Annotated in this window: 25 protein-coding genes; 14 read left to right on the forward strand and 11 right to left on the reverse strand. The window is 67.1% G+C overall.

Annotation, left to right across the window (positions count from 1 at the left end):
* Positions 1-9: 9 nt before the first annotated feature.
* Positions 10-489 (reverse strand): Lrp/AsnC family transcriptional regulator, encoded by a 480-nt coding sequence (locus AC4EEV_RS08855; protein ID WP_026264371.1) that lies wholly within the window; start codon positions 487-489, stop codon positions 10-12.
* An 83-nt stretch (positions 490-572) separates the two neighbouring features.
* On the opposite strand from AC4EEV_RS08855, the gene hisC reads away from it, so the two are divergent.
* From hisC to AC4EEV_RS08880, 5 genes are all read left to right on the forward strand, one after another.
* Entirely contained in the window at positions 573-1,691 is a 1,119-nt protein-coding gene (gene hisC, locus AC4EEV_RS08860; RefSeq protein WP_491330691.1) for a histidinol-phosphate transaminase, read from the forward strand.
* Between the two features lie 35 nt (positions 1,692-1,726).
* A complete protein-coding gene (locus AC4EEV_RS08865) occupies positions 1,727-2,377 on the forward strand; it encodes a YitT family protein (RefSeq protein ID WP_491330865.1) in 651 nt (216 codons plus the stop codon).
* Positions 2,378-2,477: 100 nt separating this feature from the next.
* Complete coding sequence (locus AC4EEV_RS08870; RefSeq protein WP_018760897.1) at positions 2,478-3,095, forward strand: PAS and ANTAR domain-containing protein; 618 nt, start codon at positions 2,478-2,480, stop codon at positions 3,093-3,095.
* Between the two features lie 52 nt (positions 3,096-3,147).
* Positions 3,148-3,789, forward strand: coding sequence for an NADPH-dependent F420 reductase (locus AC4EEV_RS08875; RefSeq protein WP_018760896.1), 642 nt, complete (start codon positions 3,148-3,150; stop codon positions 3,787-3,789).
* Positions 3,790-3,989: 200 nt separating this feature from the next.
* The gene (locus tag AC4EEV_RS08880) at positions 3,990-4,340 is read left to right on the forward strand and encodes a hypothetical protein (protein ID WP_018760895.1); all 351 of its coding nucleotides are present in this window, start codon (positions 3,990-3,992) and stop codon (positions 4,338-4,340) included.
* Between the two features lie 48 nt (positions 4,341-4,388).
* Here the strand turns inward: AC4EEV_RS08880 and AC4EEV_RS08885 are convergent, their stop codons facing one another.
* Both AC4EEV_RS08885 and AC4EEV_RS08890 read right to left on the reverse strand, forming a co-directional pair.
* Positions 4,389-5,321 carry a threonine/serine dehydratase gene (locus AC4EEV_RS08885; RefSeq protein WP_491330692.1) on the reverse strand — a complete coding sequence of 311 codons (933 nt, stop codon included), beginning with the start codon at positions 5,319-5,321 and terminating at the stop codon, positions 4,389-4,391.
* A 2-nt stretch (positions 5,322-5,323) separates the two neighbouring features.
* On the reverse strand, positions 5,324-5,599 hold the full coding sequence (locus AC4EEV_RS08890) for a hypothetical protein (protein WP_018760893.1): 276 nt from the start codon (positions 5,597-5,599) through the stop codon (positions 5,324-5,326).
* A gap of 188 nt (positions 5,600-5,787) precedes the next feature.
* Here AC4EEV_RS08890 and AC4EEV_RS08895 point away from each other — a divergent pair, with 188 nt between their 5' ends.
* The 4 genes from AC4EEV_RS08895 to AC4EEV_RS08910 all read left to right on the forward strand — a co-directional run bounded on the left by AC4EEV_RS08895 (position 5,788) and on the right by AC4EEV_RS08910 (position 10,290).
* Positions 5,788-7,041 (forward strand): SLC13 family permease, encoded by a 1,254-nt coding sequence (locus tag AC4EEV_RS08895; protein ID WP_491330693.1) that lies wholly within the window; start codon positions 5,788-5,790, stop codon positions 7,039-7,041.
* Between the two features lie 116 nt (positions 7,042-7,157).
* A complete protein-coding gene (locus AC4EEV_RS08900; protein ID WP_133831828.1) occupies positions 7,158-7,742 on the forward strand; it encodes a dTMP kinase in 585 nt (194 codons plus the stop codon).
* Between the two features lie 108 nt (positions 7,743-7,850).
* Positions 7,851-9,338 carry a cation:dicarboxylate symporter family transporter gene (locus tag AC4EEV_RS08905; protein WP_133831829.1) on the forward strand — a complete coding sequence of 496 codons (1,488 nt, stop codon included), beginning with the start codon at positions 7,851-7,853 and terminating at the stop codon, positions 9,336-9,338.
* A gap of 199 nt (positions 9,339-9,537) precedes the next feature.
* Positions 9,538-10,290, forward strand: a complete 753-nt coding sequence (locus AC4EEV_RS08910; protein WP_491330694.1) for a GntR family transcriptional regulator — start codon at positions 9,538-9,540, stop codon at positions 10,288-10,290.
* Between the two features lie 6 nt (positions 10,291-10,296).
* Here the strand turns inward: AC4EEV_RS08910 and AC4EEV_RS08915 are convergent, their stop codons facing one another.
* Positions 10,297-10,755 carry a PTS sugar transporter subunit IIA gene (locus AC4EEV_RS08915; RefSeq protein WP_491330695.1) on the reverse strand — a complete coding sequence of 153 codons (459 nt, stop codon included), beginning with the start codon at positions 10,753-10,755 and terminating at the stop codon, positions 10,297-10,299.
* Positions 10,755-10,985 carry a PTS sugar transporter subunit IIB gene (locus AC4EEV_RS08920; protein WP_018760887.1) on the reverse strand — a complete coding sequence of 77 codons (231 nt, stop codon included), beginning with the start codon at positions 10,983-10,985 and terminating at the stop codon, positions 10,755-10,757. The genes AC4EEV_RS08915 and AC4EEV_RS08920 overlap by 1 nt, the downstream gene beginning before the upstream one ends.
* 232 nt (positions 10,986-11,217) lie before the next feature.
* Here AC4EEV_RS08920 and AC4EEV_RS08925 point away from each other — a divergent pair, with 232 nt between their 5' ends.
* Genes AC4EEV_RS08925 through AC4EEV_RS08940 form a run of 4 tightly spaced genes read left to right on the forward strand, consistent with a single transcriptional unit; the run spans position 11,218 to position 15,274 of the window.
* Positions 11,218-12,468: a PTS transporter subunit EIIC gene (locus tag AC4EEV_RS08925; protein ID WP_018760886.1), complete on the forward strand. Its 1,251-nt coding sequence runs from the start codon at positions 11,218-11,220 to the stop codon at positions 12,466-12,468.
* Between the two features lie 43 nt (positions 12,469-12,511).
* A complete protein-coding gene (gene nagB, locus AC4EEV_RS08930; protein ID WP_491330696.1) occupies positions 12,512-13,291 on the forward strand; it encodes a glucosamine-6-phosphate deaminase in 780 nt (259 codons plus the stop codon).
* Positions 13,276-14,085, forward strand: a complete 810-nt coding sequence (locus tag AC4EEV_RS08935; protein WP_491330697.1) for a copper homeostasis protein CutC — start codon at positions 13,276-13,278, stop codon at positions 14,083-14,085. The genes nagB and AC4EEV_RS08935 overlap by 16 nt, the downstream gene beginning before the upstream one ends.
* On the forward strand, positions 14,075-15,274 hold the full coding sequence (locus AC4EEV_RS08940; protein ID WP_018760883.1) for an N-acetylglucosamine-6-phosphate deacetylase: 1,200 nt from the start codon (positions 14,075-14,077) through the stop codon (positions 15,272-15,274). Before AC4EEV_RS08935 ends, AC4EEV_RS08940 begins: the two co-directional genes overlap by 11 nt.
* A 91-nt stretch (positions 15,275-15,365) precedes the next feature.
* Here the strand turns inward: AC4EEV_RS08940 and AC4EEV_RS08945 are convergent, their stop codons facing one another.
* From AC4EEV_RS08945 to AC4EEV_RS08970, 6 genes are all read right to left on the reverse strand, one after another.
* The gene (locus AC4EEV_RS08945) at positions 15,366-15,713 is read right to left on the reverse strand and encodes a hypothetical protein (protein WP_018760882.1); all 348 of its coding nucleotides are present in this window, start codon (positions 15,711-15,713) and stop codon (positions 15,366-15,368) included.
* Between the two features lie 96 nt (positions 15,714-15,809).
* Positions 15,810-16,187: a low affinity iron permease family protein gene (locus AC4EEV_RS08950; RefSeq protein ID WP_018760881.1), complete on the reverse strand. Its 378-nt coding sequence runs from the start codon at positions 16,185-16,187 to the stop codon at positions 15,810-15,812.
* Between the two features lie 114 nt (positions 16,188-16,301).
* On the reverse strand, positions 16,302-17,129 hold the full coding sequence (locus AC4EEV_RS08955) for an MBL fold metallo-hydrolase (RefSeq protein WP_018760880.1): 828 nt from the start codon (positions 17,127-17,129) through the stop codon (positions 16,302-16,304).
* A 170-nt stretch (positions 17,130-17,299) separates the two neighbouring features.
* Complete coding sequence (locus tag AC4EEV_RS08960) at positions 17,300-18,175, reverse strand: Rieske (2Fe-2S) protein (protein ID WP_109045620.1); 876 nt, start codon at positions 18,173-18,175, stop codon at positions 17,300-17,302.
* Between the two features lie 113 nt (positions 18,176-18,288).
* A complete protein-coding gene (locus AC4EEV_RS08965) occupies positions 18,289-18,588 on the reverse strand; it encodes a putative quinol monooxygenase (protein ID WP_018760878.1) in 300 nt (99 codons plus the stop codon).
* A gap of 109 nt (positions 18,589-18,697) precedes the next feature.
* On the reverse strand, positions 18,698-20,167 hold the full coding sequence (locus AC4EEV_RS08970; protein WP_491330698.1) for a cation:dicarboxylate symporter family transporter: 1,470 nt from the start codon (positions 20,165-20,167) through the stop codon (positions 18,698-18,700).
* A gap of 238 nt (positions 20,168-20,405) precedes the next feature.
* Between AC4EEV_RS08970 and AC4EEV_RS08975 the strand changes: the two genes are divergently transcribed.
* Positions 20,406-21,434, forward strand: coding sequence for a hypothetical protein (locus AC4EEV_RS08975; protein WP_491330699.1), 1,029 nt, complete (start codon positions 20,406-20,408; stop codon positions 21,432-21,434).
* Positions 21,435-21,440: the final 6 nt, after the last annotated feature.

Here is a 21,440-nt window from a genome sequence, read left to right on the forward strand (position 1 = left end):
GCGGTCCCGCTACTTCCGCGCGGCTGCCCGCAGCAGGGGCAGGGTCCGGGTGGGCATCACTTCCACCAGAGACATCGCGGTGCTGGTGCGGACGACGCCGTCGATGGCCAGCATCGCGTTGGTGATCCGGTGGAGATCGGCGGGGTCCTTCGCAGCCACTTTGGCGAGCAGGTCCGCGTCCCCGGTCGTGGCGTGCATTTCGATAATTTCCGGGGTGGTCTGCAGTGCCGCTACGGCCTGGTCGCTGGATGACTGGCTGATGGAAATCGAGATGAAGGCAACCAGCGGCAGCCCCAGCGCCGCTGTGCGCACCCGCTGGCTGAAAGGGGCCAGGCTGCCGTCGTTCACCAGCCGCCTCAGCCTGGCGTGCACGGTGTTACGGGCCACGCCCAACGTCCGGGACAGTGAAAGGACGGTGGCTTGGGGGTCCTGGTCGAGTGTGAGGAGGATCTCGGCGTCCAGGGCATCAATGTGGTGCATAGTGAGCATTTTGCCACTTTCCCGGCAAGTAAATGCCTGATCTGTCCTGCCCGGGACGTCTGTGTTGCGCAGACGTCCTGCCTCACCCCACCATGCTGTCCATGACCGCTACCCTTCCCGATGCCGCCATGCCGGAACTCCGTGCCGCCGTCGCCCAGCTGCCCGCCTACGTGGCAGGCAAGGGCGCGCAGACTGATTTGACGGCCGCCCTGGCCGCCAACGAGAGCCACTTCGCTCCCCTGCCGTCGGTTGTGGAGGCGATTTCGGCGGAAGCGGGCCGGATCCACCGGTACCCCGGCATGGGAGCGCCGGAGGCCCGGGAAGCCATTGCCCGGCATTTCGGTGTCGCAGCCGAGGAAGTCGCTGCCGGCCCGGGCAGTTCCGGGGTGCTCCAGCAGATCATTTCGGCCGTGTGCGGCCACGGCGACGAAGTGGTGTTCGCATGGCGCTCCTTCGAGGCCTACCCCATCCTGGTGGCGGTGGCCGGCGCCGTTTCGGTGCCCGTGCCGCTCCTGGCCAATGAGCAGCACGACCTTCCCGCCATGGCGGCTGCCATCACGGACCGCACCCGGCTGGTGATCCTATGTTCGCCCAACAACCCCACGGGGGTCTCCATCAGCGCCGGCCAGCTGGAGGAGTTCCTCCAGTCCGTCCCGCCGCGGGTGCTGGTGGTGCTGGACGAGGCCTACATCGAGTTCCAGCGCGGACCCGGCGTTGATGCCCTGGATTTCTACCGCCGGTACCCCAACCTTTGTATCCTGCGCACTTTCTCCAAGGCCTACGGACTCGCCGGCCTGCGGATCGGCTACGCGATCGCCCGGCCGCAGATCGCGGAGGGCCTCCGGCACACCGCCGTGCCGTTCGGCGTGAACAGGATGGCGCAGGCCGCCGCGGTTGCCTCCCTTGCGGCCGGGGACGAAATCCTCCGGCGGACGGAGGCGGTGGCGGCGGAACGCAGCCGGGTCATCGACGCCCTCCGCGGCCATGGCTGGGACGTACCGGACAGCCAGGCGAACTTCTACTGGCTCCGCGCATCCGACGAGCTCCGCGAACAGGTCCTCGCCGCCCTGGGTGAGGCCGACATCCTGGCCCGCGGCTACGCCAAGGACGGCGTCCGGATTACGCTTGCGGACCCGGACACGAACGACAGGGTGCTTGCCGTCCTTGCCAATCGCGGACGGTTCCTGCCCCAGTCGGGCGCGGCCCAGTGAGCGCCCCCGCGGAAACCACCGCCGCCGCACCCAGCATGGACGGCCGCGGGCACCAGGAAGGGCCGACGGCGGCGCGTCCAGGGCCGTCGTCGGCCGTCCGCCATTCGGCAGTCGAGGACGTCCTGGGCATCCTCACCGGCACCTTCGCAGCGTCCTTGGGCTTGTTCCTGCTCAAGTCGAGCGGGGCGGTGACGGGCGGAACCGCCGGCCTGGCGCTGCTGGTCAGCTACACCGTGCCCTTGCCGTTCGGCATCATCTTCTTTGCGGTCAACCTGCCGTTCTTCGCCTTGGCAGTCTGGAAGAAGGGCTGGGATTTCGCCCTTCGGACCGGGGCGGCCATCGCACTGGTCTCGGTCCTGGCCGGCGTGCACCCTGCCGCATTCGGCTCCGTGCACCTGGACCCGCTGTACGGCGTGCTGGGCGGAAACCTGCTCGCCGGCGTCGGGCTGCTGATCCTGTTCCGGCACAAATCCAGCCTGGGCGGTTTCAACATCCTGGCCCTGCTCCTGCAGGAGAAGTTCGCGTGGCGCGCAGGCTACGTCCAGATGGTGTTTGACGTGGCCATCGTCCTGGCATCCCTCGTCCTCGTTGCGCCGCTGATGGTGGTCCTGTCCGCGGTGGGCGCCACCCTGTTGAACCTGGTCCTGGCCCTGAACCACCGGCCCGGCCGCTACCTGGGAATGTAAGCGGACAAGGGCCCATCCCGGCGACGGGAACTGCTATATTCTGTTCACTTGAATTTCCGGGCCAGGGGAGCCCGGATACAGCACGTCGAACGGCCCCACTGTGACCTCCAACAGCATCTCTTCACTTCCGGAATCAGCGGAGGATCTTAGCCCCGCGTACCTCAACTGCCCCACCGGGCTGGTGGAATATTTCTTCTCCGACGGCATCTTCCGCTGGTCTGATGACCTGTACCGCATTTACGGCTACGAGCGTGGCGACGTCATCCCCTCAATGGACATGGCCCTCGCCCACATCGAACCGGACGACAGGCCCACCGTGCAGGCGTTCTGGGACCGCGTGGCGGCATCGGGCGGCCCGTCATCGATCTACGTGTCCATCCGGGACCGAAAGGACCGGCAGCACAAGCTGCTCTTCTCGGCGGACTTCATCATCGAAAACGGTACCCCGGTGGGCGTCTGGGGTGTGGTGGTGGATCTGACCCAATCGATCCATACGGACCGGCACCAGCTGGCAACGGAAGCAGTCGCCGCCTCGGCCCGCAACCGCGCGGTCATCGAACAGGCAAAAGGCATCCTGATGGGCCGCACCGGCGTCACCGCGGACGAAGCCTATGAGCTGATCAACCAACAAAGCCAGTCGCTGAACAAGAAGGTCCATGCGATTGCGCACGAAATCGTGGACCGGGCCGCACAGCATTCCCGCAGCCCACAGGACTGACGCACTGGCAGGGCCCTGAAATATCCTGGCGCGGCCCGGTGTTGCCGCCCGTATGACAACAATCGGAATCATCGGTGCAGGACATATTGGCAGCCAGGTTGCACGGAAGGCCGTGGAGCTGGGCTACGACGTGGTCATCAGCAACTCCCGAGGGCCGGAAACCCTCCAGGAACTGGTGGCTGAGCTTGGCCCCAAGGCCCGCGCCGCCACCGCAGCCGAGGCTGCAGCCGCCGGGGACTTTGCCGTGGTCACCGTGCCGCTGAAGAACTACAAGGACATTCCGGCCGAGCCGCTGGCCGGCAAGATTGTCATCGACACGAACAACTACTACTGGGAGCGGGACGGCAGGATTCCCGCCCTGGACAACGGCGAGGCCACCACCTCCGGCCTGCTCCAGGAGCACCTGCCCGAGTCCAAGGTGGCCAAGGGATTCAACCACATCATGGCCAAGGACATCACCTCAGACGGAACTCCGGCGGGAACCGAAAACCGGCGTGCGCTGGCCACCGCCAGCGACTACCCGGAGGCCGCCGAACTGGTCACGCGCCTGTACGACGAGTTCGGTTTCGACACGGTCAACGTCGGCCCGCTCTCGGAAAGCTGGCGGGTGGAGCGTGACCGCCCGGCCTACGTGAAGCGGCAGACGGCCGCTGAGCTGACCGCCAACCTGGCCAAGGCCCCGCGGACCATCTGACCCTGCAGCAGCGGGTTCAACCACTGGCCGGCAGGTCCTCCTGCCGGCCAGTGGTGCGCTCGGTGGCGCGTGGCGGGTCCTCGATGAGCCGGCTGCAGGGCAGAAAGGGACCAAGGAAAGAAGCAATGAAAGCCGCCCCGAAGGCGGGGAGGTACCCGATCTGCTTACAATCGAAACCTCTGACCACTACTGAGGGACCCATGAAGAAACTCGCCACAGCCCTGTTTGCCGCCGGCCTCGTTGCCTCCGCCACGGCCTGCTCCGCCTCGCACCAACTGACCACCGCTGAAACCTGTGAGCGGATCCAGGCTGTTGTATCGAACCCCGCCAACAACGCCGGCAAGACGGGCATGAACAACCTCGCCAACCAGATCCGCCCCATCCACGCCGTTGCGTCGGACGATCTCAAGCCCGCCCTCGCTTCGATCCTTGCGTACACGGATGAGCAGGCCAAGGAGAACCCGGACAAGGACAAGCTCGCCGATCTCCAGTCCGGCTACCAGGAGGCCGGCAGCACCTACAGCAAGTTCTGCGGCCAGGCCGCCGGCTAGGCTGCCGGGCGAAGGAACCGGCCGCCCCTCCGGGCGGCCGGTGACCTTTCAGAGCGTCGCCGGGTCTGTATTCGCGCCGCACAGGATCACGGCAAGACGTTCATCCTTCCCGGGCACGTAAGCCCCGGAGGCCAGCGCGGCGTAGGCGGCTGCGGCACCATGCTCCACCGCAATCCGGTAGTCGTTCCACAGCGCGGAGCGGGCGGCGACGATCTGTTCATCGGAGACCAGGACGCTTTTGACGCCGCAGCGGACCGCGACGGAGAAGCCGATGTCGCCTATGCGGCGGGCACCCAGGGAGTCCGCGGCGACGCCCGATACCGCGACGTCCACCGGTTCCCCTGCCGCCAGGGCGGCGTGGAGGGTGGGCGCAGTTTCCGGTTCCACAGCCACCACTTTGGCGCGGCCTTCCACTGCGGCAGCCACGCCGGCCATCAGGCCGCCACCGCCCACGGCCACCAGGACGGTGTCCACCTCCGGCACCTGTTCCAGCAACTCGGAGCCCACGGTCCCGGCGCCGGCGGCAATTTCCGGCTGGTCGTAAGCATGGCAGTAGACGGCGCTGGTCTTCTCGGCGTGCGCAATGGCGGCCTGATAGGCGGCCGCGTACTCTGAACCGCCCTGGACCACGGTGGCACCGATGGCCCTGAGCTTGCCGACTTTGACGGCCGGTGCCGCTTCAGGAACGAAGACCGTTGCAGGCACCCCGAGCTGGGCCGCCGCATAGGCGTTTGCCAGGCCCGCGTTCCCGCCGGATGCCACAACCACCCCCACGTCCGCCTGCAGTTCACCCCGTTCCTTGCTGGCCAGGATCCGGTTCAGCGCGCCACGGGCCTTGAACGTGCCCGTGTGCTGCATGAATTCGCATTTGAACCAGACCGGGCCGGCGGCGGTGCCGGCATCCGCCTGCAGGACTGGTGTCCTGCGGACAAGGCCCGCTGTCCGCTGCGCGGCCTGGTCGATGTCAGCGCGGGTGATCATTGTCAGACTTCGTCATCCCAGGTGCCCGGCTCCGCCAGCGCCTCTTCGGGCTTCTGTTCCGGGTCAGCCTCTTCGCCGCCCACATACGATGCCGGGACCGTTCCGGCAGCATGGCCCTGCTGTTCCTCGCGGATGTTGGATGCTCCCGGCTGTTCCAGGTGCTGGCCGGACTGCGGGGCCTTGGTGACGTCGTCCTTGGTTTCGTCCTTGGCCCCGTCCGGGTCGCCCGGCCCGCGGAGGTCTGCGGTGTTCTGGGGATCGTCGCTGGAAACGGTCATGGTCCTGCCTTTCACCTGGGAACTGCTGTACCGGCCGGGGAACCCCCGACCGGCTTCCAGCCTACGGCCTGGGATTTCGTATTCGATGAAACCTTGACGTCATCCCGGTCCGGCTCCGCCCGGCGTCGTATCCTGCTGTGGACGATGGCCGGCATGGCCAGCCGGCCACCCAGAACCCGGAGCCGAGCATGACTGCAGTCCAGATCATCCCGCTGGTGATACTCGTGGTGATGTTCGTTGCCGCCACCAAGTGGCCGCTGAACATCGGCGTGATGGGACTCGTGGCGTCCTTCGGCGTCGGGTACTTCATGCTGGGCATGTCGGACAGGCAGATCCTTGAGGCCTTCCCGGCCACGATCGTCCTGACCATCATTGGCGTCACGTATTTCTTCAGCATGGCCCAGCGGAACGGCACGATCGACCTCATCGTCAAGGGCTGCGTGCGCATGGTCCGCGGCAAGATGCTGCTGCTCCCATGGGTGTTCTTCCTGATCGCGGCCGCCCTCACCTCCCTGGGCACGTTCTCCCCCGCCGCGATTGCGCTGCTGGCACCGGCCGCCATCGGATTCGCCTATGAATCCCGCATCCACCCGGTGGTCATGGGCGCCTTCATCGTTAACGGCGCCCACGCAGGCGGGTTCTCACCGCTGTCCGTGGCCGGCGTCCTGGTCCACGACATTGCCCTCCAGAACGGCTTCCCGATCTCCCAGGCGGGCCTGTTCCTGGCCAGCTTCGCGCTGAACCTGCTCCTCTCGGTGCTGACCATCGCCTTGTTCGCCCTGCTGGGCAGGCTGCGCGACGGCGCGGGCGTCCGGGGCCAGGACATCGACACCGCTACCGGCCGCCCGCATGGCCAGCAGGTGCTGACGCTGGCACTGATTGCCGGCATGCTCGTCTGTACCCTCGGCTTCCACATGCCCATCGGCTTCGTTGCGCTCTCCGCGGGCCTCCTGCTGGCCTTCATCAACGTCAGGGAACACCGGTCGTTCATCGGCGGGATCTCCTGGTCCACCGTCCTGATGGTGGCCGGCATGATCACCTACGTGTCCCTGCTGCAGCATGTAGGCGTGATCGACACCCTCGCCGGGGAAGCCCTGGCACTCGGTGCGCCGCTGCTGATCGCCCTCATCCTGTGCTACGTGATTGGCGTCGGCTCCGCTTTCGCCTCCTCCACCGCTCTGTTGACCGCCTTCATCCCGCTGGCCGGCCCGCTGCTGGCCACGAGCTCGCTCAGCCCTTCCGGGACCATTGCCGCGCTGGCCGTCGCCGCCACCGTCGTCGACGTCTCCCCCTTCTCCACCGACGGCGCCCTGGTGGTGGCCAACGCCCGCGACGACGACCGCCCGCGGGTCTACAAGCAGCTGATGTTCTATGCGGGCGGCGTGGTCCTGGTGGCGCCGGCGCTGGCGTGGGCACTTCTGGTACCTACCGGGGTCATATAGGCGGCTGCCTCCGGGAGGCCTGCCCGGGCCCCGGCCGTTGCCCACCCTGTGAATTGCGCCTCACCCGGGACGTTGCGCCCCGGCGCGGCGTTAAACGGGGCATCGGAGGAGGCCGGATGATCATTGTGCTGACAGGCATCGACGGATCGGGGAAGTCGACGGCGGCCCGTGCCCTAATCGCCGGTGTCCGGGCCCGGGGAGGCCGGGCCCGGTTGCTCAACAACCATGCGGGCCGGCGTGTCATGTCCCTGCTGGCCGCCAGGTTGGGAGTTGGCTTGCCCGCCAGGTTGTCCGACGCCGTCGAGACCGTCCTCAGGGTGGGCAACGTGCTGGTTTCACACCTGCGCGCCAGCCGCTACGACGGCTTGGTTGTCATGGACCGGCACCTCTACTGCCAGCTGGCGCTGCGAACCGCCAATGGACTGCCACGGGGCCGGTTGCTTCCATGGTTGCTCGCCCGCCTCCCGGAACCGGACGCCATCTTCCACCTGGACATCGAACCCGCCGAAGCATACCGCCGCATCGTTGCACGTGGCACGGATTCCGAGACCCTTGATGACCTCGCCGCATTCCAGTCGGGATACCGGGAACTGCCGGAGTACGCGGGGTTCGTGAAGCTGGACGCCTCGGTCCCGGCCCATGAGCTGGCAGCCGACCTGGCCTCGCGCCTGGCGCTGCCTTCAGTCACAAAGCCGGATTAGCCTTCCGTATTGTGGAATTTGGTTTTCCTCTTGCGGAATAGTGTGACCGGGATTACGTTGGAAACGAGCCCCGAAAACGGGCTGTTCCCAATTGATAGGCAAAGGTCAATGAAGATCCCTAACCCTGAGGCACTGAAGGCGAGTTCGGTGCCCGCGAAGAGGAAGCCGCTGTATAAGTCGCTCTTCTTCCAGATTCTGATCGCCGTCGTGGCAGGTGTGCTCATCGGGCATTTCTGGCCGGACCTCGGATCCCAACTGAGGCCGCTTGGAGATGGCTTCATCAAACTCATCAAGATGATCATCGCGCCGCTGATCTTCCTGGTGATCGTCACCGGAATATCGGCCGTTGGCGACGTCAAAGCGGTCGGCCGGGTTGGCGTCAAGGCCCTGCTCTACTTCACCGGGGCCACGCTGTTCGCCCTTGTCTTCGGCCTGATCGTGGGCAACATCGTCCAGCCGGGCGCCGGGCTGAACATCGACCCGTCCACCCTCTCCCAGGCCGACCTGGACGCGAAGACCGGGTCCGCGGCACCCAAGGATGCGGCGTCGTTCATCCTGGACATCATTCCCGCCAGCGTCATCGGCGCCTTCGCCAGCAACAGCCTCCTCCAGGTCCTCTTCTTCTCCGTCTTCTTCGGTGCAGCGATCGTCGTGATCGGCCGCGAGCGGTGCATGCCGGTGGTCAATGTCATGGAAACGGTCCTGGAACTGATCTTCAAGATCATGGCCTGGATCATGAAAGTGGCTCCCCTAGGCGCATTTGGTGCCATGGCCTTCATCATCGGCCAGTACGGGCTGGACACGCTGAGTACCTATGCGGTCCTGATTGCCGCCTGCTACGGCGCTGCGCTGGTGTTCATTGGCCTGCTGTTCGTCGTGGCCTGGGGCTTTGCCCGGGTGCCGCTCTGGCATTTCCTCAAATACACCCGGGAAGAATTCCTGCTGGCCCTGGGCACAGCGTCCACCGAAGCGGTGATGCCCCGGATCATGACCAAACTGACCAACGCGGGCTGCTCCCGCGCCACCACGGGCCTGGTGGTTCCCACCGGCTACTCCTTCAACCTGGACGGCGCGGCGATCTACCTGTCGATCTCCTTGCTGTTCCTTGCCCAGGCCTTCGGCCACCACCTTGACCTGGGCCAGCAGCTGGCGGCCCTGGGCGTGCTGCTGCTGACATCCAAGGGCATGGCAGGGGTCCCGGGATCGTCGTTCCTGGCCCTGTCGGCCACGGCCGCCGCACTGGGCATCTTCCCGGTGGCCGGCGTCGCGCTCCTCCTCGGCGCCGACCGGCTCATGGACTCGATGCGCGTGGTGGTGAACCTGCTGGGCAACTGCGTGGCAACGTTCGTGGTGTCCAAGTGGGAGGGCCAGTTTGACCACAGCGTCATGGTGCGGGCCTTCAAAGGTGAAATCACCAACCACGACTCGGCCATCCTGCTCGGCAAGGAAGAGGATTTCGAAGGCCAGGAGTTGCAGCGCCTGACCGAAGGCCAGGATCCTTCGCCGAAGTTCCGCGGCGCGCCAACCCGCGACGTCATCCCCGAACTCCCGGCGGATGGGAGTGCCCGCGTGGGGTTCGGCAGCAAGGCACAGTAGGCATTCTGCCCGGCAGGTAAAGGAAAAAAGGGGAAGGCCAGGACAGCGACGTCCTGGCCTTTCCGTCTTTCCTGCCGCTGCCGCTGCCGGCCAAGCGTCCGGCAGCCCGCCGCCAACACGCGTCTCCTTGGACGGCTCCGTGTGGAATAATCCGAGAAAGTGGTCCTAACCGGACCGCTCCAGACGAAGGAGGGGCTGGATGTCCGCCACACCCGGCAACACGGCGCAGGCGGCCACCGCGCCCATCAATAACACCCAGGTCCCCAAGCATGAGCAGCTCCGGCTCATCATCCTCAAACTTGCCAAGGAGGAGCTGGAGCCCGGCGCCCGGCTTCCCAGCGAGCGGACCCTCATGGATTCCTACGGCGTCAGCCGCATCACCGTGCGCGCCGCGATCGGCCGCCTGGTCAACGAAGGGCACTTGGTGCGGGTTCCGGCGAAGGGGACGTTCGTGGCGGACTCCCCGGTCCAGTCCACGCTGCACCTGGCTTCGTTCACGCAGGAGATGGAGGCGATGGGCCACGTCCCCAGCACGGTGGTCCTGGTGGCCGAACAAGTCCCGGCCCCCGAGGACACGGCCGCCGCACTCAGCCTCGCCCCGGGCGCGGAGGCGTTCCACCTGAAGCGGCTCCGCCTTGCGGACGGCCGGCCCGTGAGCGTGGACGACGCCTGGTACAGCCCCCAGCATGCGCCGGGACTGCTGGGCATCGACCTCACCGGCTCCGTCTACAAGGCACTGGCCGCGCAGTTCGGCCACCAGATCGACCGGGCGCGCCAAAGCGTCCGGTCCGAGGGCGCCCCGGCCGACATCGGGGCACTCCTGGGGACGGGCACCGGAGCGCCGGTGCTGGCCTTTGACCGCGTGTCCTATTCGGGCGCGCTGGCCATCGAGCATTCGCGCTCCTGGTACCGCTCGGACCGCTATTCCCTCAGCATGGAGGTCCGCTTGTGAGTCGGTTCAGCCGAGCGTAAAAAGCAGCTCGCCGGCACTGACGGTCCCGGCCTCCACCAAGGTGGCAGTGTCCGGCTTGGTATCCAGGACGACGACGGGGCTCACCATTGAGTAGCCCGCGGCCAGGGCTGCCGTGGGATCGACGTGCATGACCGGCTCGCCGGCCTCGACCACGTCTCCTTGCGCCACCAGCACCTTGAAGCCTTCGCCCTTGAGCTTGACGGTGTCGATGCCTACGTGTGTCAGGACGCCGCGGCCTGACGGCTCGACCACCACGAAGGCGTGCGGCAGCATCTTGACCACTTTCCCCGCGACGGGGGACACGACGTCGAACGCCTCTCCGGCGGGCGGCTCAACGGCCGCGCCGGAACCCACCATCTGGCCTGCGAAGACGGGGTCCGGCACGTCGGCCAGCGGAATGACCGACCCGCCGATGGGGGCATGGACCGGCAAGGACTGCGCCACTAGAGGAGGTCCTCGATGTCTTCGGCCAGTGTGTCCGCCTCCGGGCCCACAATGACCTGCACGGCGGTGCCGGCGGCCAGGACGCCATGGGCTCCCGCAGCCTTGAGCGAGGCCTCATTGACCAGTGAGGAGTCCTTCACCTCGGTGCGCAGCCGGGTTATGCACGCTTCCACTTCCACGATGTTGCCGGCTCCGCCCAGGCCTTCGATGATTTTTTCTGCTTTGGACATGGCTGCCCTTTCTGACGGTGCCCGCACGGGGCACATCTTCCTCCACCTGGGCCGGCGGCCCCGGTACGACCAATGCTGGCTTCTTTCGCCACGGGCGGCCCGTCCTGGAGGGATTTTTCCTTCCTTGACACCGGACCGTGGGATGAATCACACTGAACTGGTCATAACCAGACAGTACCGGCTGGAACCCATTCTTCACAAGCCCCCACCCGAACCCCGCAGAGGTGCAACCATGCCAACATCCGAGACCACCGCACTGGCCCCAGAGAAGAAGCCAAACCGGGCCTTCGCCACCCTTCAGCGGCTTGGCCGCTGCCTGATGCTCCCCATCGCCGTCCTTCCCGCCGCCGGTATCCTGCTGCGCATCGGCCAGGCCGACCTGCTCGGCGCCATCCCCGGCTTCGAAGGCGGCGCGTCCGTCATCTCCGCCGCAGGCAACGCCGTCTTCACCTGGCTGCCCCTCATCTTTGCGGTGGGCATCGCCGTCGGCTGGGCCAAGAAGGCAGACGGCTCCACCGCACTCGCGGCGGTGGTGGGCTACATGGTGATCGACGGCGTCTTCAAGGCGATGTCTCCCCTGGTCCTGGACGGCCAGCTGGACCCCGCGGGGAAGCCGGCCATGATCAATTACGGCGTCCTCGCCGGAATCGTGGTGGGCCTGTTGTCCGCCGGCCTGTGGCAGCGGTTCTACCGCACCAAGCTGCCCGACTTCCTTGGCTTCTTCAGCGGCCGGCGCCTGGTCCCCATCCTGACGTCCGTCACCAGCCTGGTGGCCGGCGTCGTCCTGGCCCTGCTGTACCCGCTCTTCAACGCAGGCCTCTCCGCAGTGGGACAGGCTGTGGCGGGCAACGCGGTACTCGGCGGCGGAATCTACGGCTTCGCCAACCGCATGCTCATCCCTGCAGGGCTCCACCACATCCTGAACTCGGGCGTCTGGTTCCTCATCGGCGATTACACCGACGCATCCGGCCACCTGGTCCGCGGCGACCTCAACCGCTTCTTCGCCGGAGACCCCACCGCCGGCACCTTCATGACCGGTTTCTTCCCCATCATGATGTTCGGCCTGCCCGCCGCGGCCCTTGCCATCTGGCGCCACGCCAAGCCGTCGCAGAAGAAGATCGTGGGCGGCATCATGCTCTCCACCGCACTCACGGCGTTCTTCACCGGCATCACCGAGCCCCTTGAGTACTCGTTCATGTTCGTCGCGTTCCCGCTCTACGTCGTCCACGCCGCCCTGACCGGAACCTCCATGGCCCTGGTGAACGCACTGGGCATCCACGACGGCTTCACGTTCTCAGCCGGCCTGATCGACTTCGTCCTCAACTTCGGCAAAGCACAGAACGCGTGGATGCTGATCCCGATCGGCCTGGGCTACGCGGCCATCTACTACTTCCTCTTCTCGTTCGTCATCAAGCGCTGGAACCTTCGCACGCCTGGCCGTGAGGACGACGAAGTGACGGTGGAAACCGAAGCCGCGAAGTAGACCGCCCACCAACTGCACCCTCCAGCCGAAAGCAACACACCGCATGGAAATCATCATTCTGCCCACCCCTGACGACGTCGCCCGCACGGCCGCGGATGCCATCGAGGAACAGGTCCGCCGCGGCCCGTCCGTCCTGGGACTGGCCACGGGCTCCACACCCCTGGGTACCTACCGCGAACTGATCGACCGGCACCGGAATGGCGGGCTGAGCTTCGCCTCGGCCCAGGCCTTCCTGCTGGACGAGTACGTGGGCCTGCCTGCCGGGCATCCCCAGTCCTACCACTCGGTCATCCGGGACGAATTCACGGCAAGCGTGGACTTCGGCGCCGGTGCGGTCCACGGGTTGGACGGCATGGTCCGGGATCCGCAGGCGGAGGCCGCCGCGTACGAAGCCCGGATCGCCGCCGCCGGCGGGGTGGACATCCAGATCCTGGGCATCGGCACCGACGGCCATGTGGGCTTCAATGAGCCCATGTCCTCGCTCGCCTCCCGCACTCGGATCAAGACGCTCACCCGGCAGACCCGCCAGGACAACGCGCGCTTCTTTGCTGCACCGGAGGAGGTCCCGGACCATGTGCTGACCCAGGGCCTGGGCACCATCCGGGAGGCCCGGCACCTGCTGCTGCTGGCCATGGGCGAGGCCAAGGCAGAGGCCGTGGCGGCCGCCGTTGAAGGTCCCGTCGCGGCGGTCTGCCCGGCGTCGGCCCTCCAGCTGCACCCGCACGTGTCGGTGCTCGTGGACGAGGCGGCTGCCTCACGGCTCGCCCACCGCGAGTACTACCAGGACACCTTCGGCCGGAAGCCGGCATGGCAGGGACTCTGAGCTCCAGGCGGGTGCCCAGGGCCGGGACCGTGCAGTTGGAGTTGGCGGTGGAGAATGCCGGCGGCGTCCGGCTGGCCGCTGCCGTGGGCGCTGCCCGCGTTGAACTGTGCGCCGCCCTGGCGGAAACAGAGGGCATCACGCCGAGCATCGGCACCATCGGGCAGGCCTGCGGCCTGGGACTTCCCGTCCATGTCCTGGTGCGTCCGCGGCCCGGCGACTTCAGCTATTCGCCGGAAGAGCTCGATGTCATCGAGCACGATGCCACCGCGGCTTTGGCCGCCGGAGCCGCGGGTGTGGTGGTTGGTGTCCTGTCCCCGGACGGCAGCCCGGACATCCCGGCGATCGGCCGCATCGTTGCTGCTGCGCGGGCCGTGAAACCGGAAGCCGAAATCACGTTCCACCGCGCGTTCGACGCAGCCCTGGCAGCTGGTGCCGACCCGGCCGAGGTGCTCTCCTTACTGGAGCACGCCGGAGTGGACCGCGTCCTCACCAGTGGGGGCGGTCCCGACTGCGCCGCGGGGTTGGAGATGCTGGGCCGGCTTGTGCAGCAGGGACGCCACAGTGCGCCATCGGTCCAGGTCATGGCCGGCGGGGGCGTCACCCTGGCGCTGGTACCGTCGCTCCTTGAGGCGGGGGTCCATGCCGTGCACACCTCGGCGCGGCCCCGGCACGCCGGCGCTGCGGGCGGCGGAGACCGGTCCGGCGCCGCGGACCCCGCACTGGCAGCACGTATTGCCGCTGCTGTTTCCATCGATGATTGCACCGAACAAAGGACCTTGAACCATGGGCGATGACGTCGTTCTTCGCGGCCGCATAGTCACCGCCTCGCTGGATGTTGCGGATGGAGTGGTGGCGGCCGACGGCGGCCTGGTCACCTTCGCCGGGCCGGCGCGGGGCTTCCCCGGGGTTCTTCCGCCCGAGGCACCCGCCGGCCGGGTCTTGATGCCGGGCCTCGTGGACGTGCACTGCCACGGCGCCTATGGTTCGGATTTCTCGGAGGGCGATCCCGATGGCGCGGCGCGGGCGGCGCACTACCTGCACAGCCGTGGAACCACCACGCTGGTGGCAAGCCTGGTCACCGGAAAGCCCGGGGACCTGGTGCGGAACCTTGGAATGCTAAGGGAGCTGGCGGGCCAGGAGCTGGTTGCCGGCTCGCACCTGGAAGGTCCGTTCCTCTCGGGCCACCAGTGCGGTGCGCACGATCCCGGCCTGCTCCTGGAACCCGATCCGGATTTGGTGGCCCGCATGCTGGCCACGGCGGGGAAATCCCTGGTATCGATGACCCTCGCGGCAGAGCTGCCGGGTGCCTCCGAACTTGCGGTCCGGCTTGCGGCCCAAGGGATCATTCCGTCCCTGGGCCACACCGCCGCGGACCATGCGACGGCGGCAGCCTTCCTGGCACGCGCGGCGGAGGCCTTGGATTCGGCCGGCAACGCGACCGGGAGGAACCGCCCAACGGTGACCCACTTGTTCAATGCCATGCCGCCACTGCACCACCGCTCGCCCGGGCCGGTATCGGCGAGCCTCAGTGCGGCCAAGGCCGGGCAGGCCGTGGTGGAGCTGATTGCCGATGGCGTTCACCTTGCCCCGGAAACCGTGAAGTTGGTGTTTGACCTCGTGGGGCCGGAGAACATCACGCTGGTGACCGACTCGATGGCCGCCACCGGCCTGGAGGATGGGCAGTACATGCTGGGCTCCCTCGCCGTGACGGTTGCCGGCGGCGTAGCCCGGGTTGACGCCACGGGTGCCATTGCAGGGGGTACCAGCACGTTGCTGGATGTCATCCGCTCCTGCGTGGCTGCCGGCGTTCCCTTGCGGGATGCCGTCACCTCCGCCTCCGCCGTCCCCGCATCATTGTTGGGTCTCTCGGCGCAGGCCGGTGACCTGCGCGCCGGGATGCAGGCCGACGTCGTGGTCCTTGACCACGACCTGAGCCTGGCGGCAGTGCTGCGCAGGGGCCAATGGGCCAGCGCACCCAGCTGAGCAATCGGGGCAGGCTCCGCGGGTGTTTGGGCCCGGTCCAGCATGGTCCCGGGCTCATCACCTGCGTTCATGGCAGATCTGGCCGGGCCGACTAGTCCTTGTCGAGTTCCTCAAGCAGCGACTTTGCCGCCTTGGCGATGTCGTCGTAGTTGTTTTGGGCGGCCCGGCTTTCGATGGCCAGCACGGCGCACCTGTGCAGCCGGCGGAAATCCCCGAAGGGAAAGCTGTACCGGCCCTTCGTTTCGGGGGTTTTGTCGCTGTCTTCGCCCAGGTGCCAGGTGCCGTATTCGGTGTAGCCGTGCTTGTCTATGTACGCATTTTCCTGCTCCGTGTCCGGGGCATGTTCGCTCCAGTCGTCGCGGGCATCGCGCGTGATTCTGGAGTCCTTGATCAGCTTCCGGGCCTGACGAAGTCCGGCGTCGTTCAGCTTGATGGTCATGAGGGGACCTCCGCCCTGTCGCAGTTCCGTTGGTGCGGTCAATTTCAGGCTATGCAGCCGCCGCCGGATCGTCCAGCACCTACGACAGGTACCCCGCTATCCGCCGTCTTCGGCTGCTTCCTCGATCCGTCGGCGCTGCCGCTCAATTTCTTTTTCGCCTTCCTCTTCGGCCTCGTACAGCTTCGCGTTGCTGATCTTGAGTTCGAGCATCAGCGCATCGAGCTTCACATGCAGGGCGGCGGTGTCCCTGTTTTGGGTGTTCTGGATGATGAAGACCATCAGGAACGTCACAATGGTCGTACTGGTATTGATGACCAGCTGCCAGGTGTCTGAAAACCCCAGCAGCGGACCGGTCAAGGCCCACACAATGAGTACAGCCACGGCGAGGACGAATACCCAGGCGTGTCCGAGTATCTTGGCCGTCCTGGTGGTAAAACGCGTAAAGACGTCAGGCCGGTTCTTATCGCTCGTCATGATGGCCTCCGTTTGAGTATTTTGTTGTGGTTCCCGTGCTGACTGAGAATTTTAGGCCTGACCAGCCCCGGAGGAACCGCGGCCGCAAAGCGGCGACGCTTCGATCGCCGCACATTAGACAGCCCCGGGTGCTCCCGCGGCGCGCCGCCGAAATGCGGTCCGCTGCCTTGGCTCCTTCGCGGCCAGTGCACGCAACCGGGGAGCGATCCCGAAAGTCAGCGGCTGCCCGTGCCCGGGCGCCAGCAGGCGGGGCCCCAGTCCGGCAAGCCGCGTGACCGAGGCCTTGGCCACGTCCATGTTCCACGTGGTGTACCAGGGCGGCCCGGACAGGTCGGGCAATCCCAGCAGAATCCCGCCGAGGGAGTTCAGGTTCACCGTGACGATTGCGTCGCCGGTGATGAGGACGCCGTCGCCTGCGCGCCAGTAGGCAACGTGCCCGGCGGTATGGCCCGGCGTGGGCACCGCCACCCATCCGGGCATGCCCGGCACCTCACCGCTGCGGGGAAGGGGCCGCACGAGGTCCGAAATGTCACCCGCGGCCTCAATCCTGCGACGCGCACGGGCCGGCAGCGACCACATCAGCGGGGCTGTAATCCACCGGTCCAGCGGCATGGACCGCGCGGGGACATATCTTCCGGCAGCCATGGGCAACTCGGCCTGGTGGGCGTACACCGGCACCTTCCACGCGCGGGCCAACGCGCCCGCGGCGCCGGAATGGTCCGGGTGGATGTGGGTCAGGAAGATCGCGTCAGGTTTCGCCCCCGGCCCGAGGACGCGCTCAACGGCGATGCGTGCTGGTTCCGCGCCGCTTCCCCAACCGCAGTCCACCAGCACCCAGGCCGGCCCGGTCCGGACAAGGTAGAAGTTCGAAGCCAGTGGCCCGCTGCCGGAGGTCAGGAGCAGGAGGCCGGAAGCGATCTCCCGTGGTTCAGAAACACGCATCGTCCAGTCGCACCCCCGCGTGGCGTATCACCGAACGCAGCTCCATGTTGACGCTGCGGCGTTGACTCATGGTTCCACTCCGCCGGCACCCGCCATGGGCTAATTCTTTCGTCGTTCCGTACCGCGCAGTAGGGCCGAACGGCCTTCGCGCGCAGGCCGGGGCTCCCCGCTCAGTCAGCCCCGGGCAGGCACACCTCCACGAGGCCGCCATTGGTGCGCGTTTCGAAGACCGGCTGGCGGGCGGTGGCAGGCCCGGCCTTGACCTCGCCGGTCCGCAGCGAAAAGGTACTCCGGTGCCAAGGGCAGACGACGCACGGGTCCCCGCCGTCGTCCTTGACCTTGCCTTCATGAAGCGGTCCGGAAAGGTGGCTGCAAACGTCGGACAGGACGTTGACGGTGTCACCCTCGCGGTGGACCAGCAGCGGGATCCCGGCCACGTCGCGCTTGTGGAGGCCGCCTTCGGGCAGGTCAACCAACGGAGCCAAGGGATGCCAGCCGGACGGGAACCGGTGCGGGATTTCCTCGCTGTGGTTCACCCCGGCGGCTTGCCGGTACGTGAGGTGGCCGCCCAGGAAGCCGCCGGCGCTCACCGTGGCCAGCCCCAGGTACGCCAGCACCTTGCCGCTTCCTTGGCTGCCCCTTGCCCTCTGCACCAGCGAGGCAAGGTAAAGCCCGGTGGCCGTGACGTTGGCCGCTGCGTGCACCAGCCCCACCCGTTGCTGCTGCGGGTGCAGCTGCGACCAGTCGGTGAACCCGGCCAGGGCGGACGGAACCACGCTGGCCGCGCCGACTCCAATCAGGAGCCTGGCGGCCTTCTCGCCTCCCGGAACTGCATCAAGCACGCCGGCCGAAAGCCAAGCGCCAATAGGCACCTGGACGGCGAGGGGATGGACCGGGTGGCCGACAGGGACGCCGTGCAGGACATCGCGGGCCCAACGGGCCGGGATGACCTTCTTTACGGCTTTCCGGACACTCTTGGCCAGGGGATCAAGCCAGTCGGCGTCCTCGAGGCGGGTGACAAGTTCAAGCGCGGGCAGCGGTTTCATGTGTCCTCCTTACCCCGATTACCGTAGTCCACTCAGGCTGGAACGGTACCCGGATCCCGGAACAAAATTCCCGCTCCGGAATCCGGGCGTTTCAACGAGTGGCGCGCACCGGCCTACTCCAGCGGCGAGCCCAACACCGTGAACCGGTGGCCGGCCATTTCCCCGGACAGCAACGGCATGGCCTCAGCGATGGCTGCGCGCGTGCTGTCCAACTGCAGTGATGCCTGGTGCGCCTCGGCGGATTCCCAGAGTTCGGAGACGAAAACCGTGTCCGGAACCTCGTCATTCACCCCCACCTCGTACAGCAGGCAGCCGGCCTCCCTCATCCCGGGCTTGGGCCGGAGCAGGATGGCCACCAGGGCATCGCGCTGGCCGGGCTTGGTTCCGAGCATTCCCACATTGGCAAAAGTCATAGGGACAGTGTGCAACACGGGCCGGACAACAGTCTCAGGGGGACGGACCGCCGGGCGGGGGCAACATGGTGGGCGCGGAAGGCAGGACAGGCGGCCGGGAGGCGCGTACCTACCGGACTGCCGCCGACGCAGCGCTTGCCGGCTGTGCAGTCACTGCGCCCGGGTGCGTGAACTCGGCGCCGGGTCCCGCTGCCTCCCCCTGCGGCACCGCGGCAACGTCCGGCTGTCCCTCGGCTGCCGTCGTCGTGCCTCCACCGACGGATTCCGTCGCAGCGTCCCCGCCGGCGAACGCCCGGAGCATGGCCTCGCGATCGAACTGTCCTTCCCATTTGGCCACCACAAACGTAGCCACGCAGTTGCCCAGCAGGTTCACCACAACACGCATGGAATCCATGAGTCGGTCGGCGCCGAGGAGGAGCGCGACGCCGGCTACCGGGAAGATGCCCAGCGCACCAGCGGTTGCGGACAAGGCAAGGAAGGCAGATCCGGGAACTCCGGCCATGCCCTTGGACGTCAGCATCAGGATGCCCAGGGCCGCGAGCTGCTGGCCCAGGTCAAGGTTGTAGCCAAAGGCCTGGGCCAGGAAGAGCAGGGAGATGGAGAGGTAGATGGCTGCTCCGTCCAGGTTGAACGAGTAGCCGGTGGGAACCACCAGGCCCGTAGTGGCGCGGGAGCAGCCCGCGTTGGTCAGTTTGGTCATGATCCGCGGCAGGACGGACTCGGTGGATGCCGTGCCCAGGGCCAGCAGGAATTCCTCCCGGGTGTACTTGAGGAACTGCCACAGCGGCACCCTGGGGTAGGCCCATGCCACCACGAAGAGGAGCCCGATGAACACTGCTGCGGCGCCGTAGCAGGCGGCGATCAGCACCGCGTAGGTCCCGAGGGAATGGAGGCCGTACTGGCCGATGATGAAGGCCATGGCGCCAAACGCTCCCACGGGCGCGGCACGCATCACCCAGCCCATGATCTTGAAGAACAGTTCCAGCACGGTTTCCATCAGGGTGATCACTGGCAGGCAGCGTTCACGGCCGACGACGACGATCGCCGCGCCGAAGAAGACGGAGAAACAGAGGACCTGGAGGAGGTTGTTGCCGGCAAAGGCGCCAACGACGCTGGTGGGGATGATGCCGAGCAGGAAGGCGCCGGCATCCTTGGGCGGGGCGGTGGAGGTTTTGGCGTTGAGTGCGTCCTGGGACAGCGTGGCGGGATCGATGTTGAGGCCGGCGCCCGGCTGCACCAGGTTGGCGACGACGAGCCCGAAGACCAAGGCGAACAGCGTGGCGCCGGTGAAGTACGCCAAGGCTTTGACACCCACCCGGCCCACGGCCTTGACGTCGCTGACCGCAGCGATGCCGGTGACGATCACCAGGAAGATGAGCGGCGCAATGATCATCTTGATCAGCTGGATGAAGCCGTCGCCGAGCGGGCGGAGTCCTGCGCCGAGGTCCGGCCAGAAGTGGCCGATGAGGATGCCCGCCACCACCGCCACGAGGATCTGGATGAAAAGGGACCTGTACAACGGCTTCCTGAGTGCATCCTGGGCCGGCGGCAGCGGCGTGGTGGAGGCGGTGATCTTCATGCTGTGTGCCTGTTCGTTGGGAAGGACGCCATACGGGAGCGGCGCCTGCTTCGGATGGCGGCGCCAGAACGCCGCAGGGTCATCCCAAACGTAGGTAACCCATGTTTCCGGAAAGATAAATCCGTAATGCGGAAATATTAAAGTATTTATTCCACACGCTGTATTATTGCTGCGGCTATAGTCCAACCAGCCAAGGCCGCACCGGCGGACCAGCAACGTCGGCGAACAAAGGGACCCCATGGAAGACCCCGCGCAGGACACGACCCGCCCGCCGCCGGACACCGGAACATCCGTCACGGACCCAGCCTCCCGGCGCCGCGGCCGGACCGACCGCACGCCCGCAGGCCGGACTCCGGCCGCGGAAACCGGCATCGCCGTCCTGCTCGGCATCGCTGCCGCACTCGTGGGACTCGCTCCGTGGCTGGCTACGGGAGCCCGGCTCCCGCTGCAGAATCTGTGGGCCAGCGACGCCCTTCCGGCGGACATGCCCCTCACGTTCCTGCCGCTGAGCCAATACCGGGGTACAACCATTGTGGCGCTCTTGACCGTTGGCGCCGCGGCCGCGGGCTTGGCCCTCCGCGTGTGGAAACCGGGCCGCCGCGGCCTCACTACGGCCGGCGCCCTGTCCGGCGTGCTGCTGGTCCATACAGGTGCCACCATCCAGTCATTCAGCGCACTCAACAGTGGATTGGCGCCCGGATCCAGCTCAGCCCTGTACTTCGCCGGCCTGCTGGGGGGCACCATCGCAGCCATAGCTGCCGGCGTCTTGGCGCTGCTGATGCTCGCCGCAAGATCCCGCGCCGTGGCCGCGCTGGGCGTCGGCTTCATGGCCGTGCCCTTCGCCTCCTGGCTGGCCGCCGCCACCACCTTCATGGCGGGCGCGGACGCCGTCCCCGCCCCGATCAGCATGGCGTGGCGCTGGCTTCCGGCGGTCCTGGTTGGCGTGGCCTTGGCGTGGTGTGGATTCAGGCCGCTCGTCCGGCTCCTGGTGTGGGCAGCCGACGCAGCCCTGCTCTGGCTTGTCCCAGCGCTCTTCACCAGCGTGAACTACGTCCTCGGGACCCGCGTCTACCTTGGCGACTTCCAGGAGATGGCCATGCTGTCGCGCCAGATCCTGGCGGCTACCCTCGGGCCGGCGGGCGGAGCCGGGCCCAGTATCCTCGTGGCCCTGGGCATCGGGACTGCCGGAGCAGTGCTCCTCAGCATCCGGGACAGGAAGAACGTGCGGCAGGCAAGCAGCGAGGCCGGCGGCGGCCGCACGGCGTAGCGCACC

Source organism: Pseudarthrobacter sp. MOO14 (assembly GCF_058267675.1).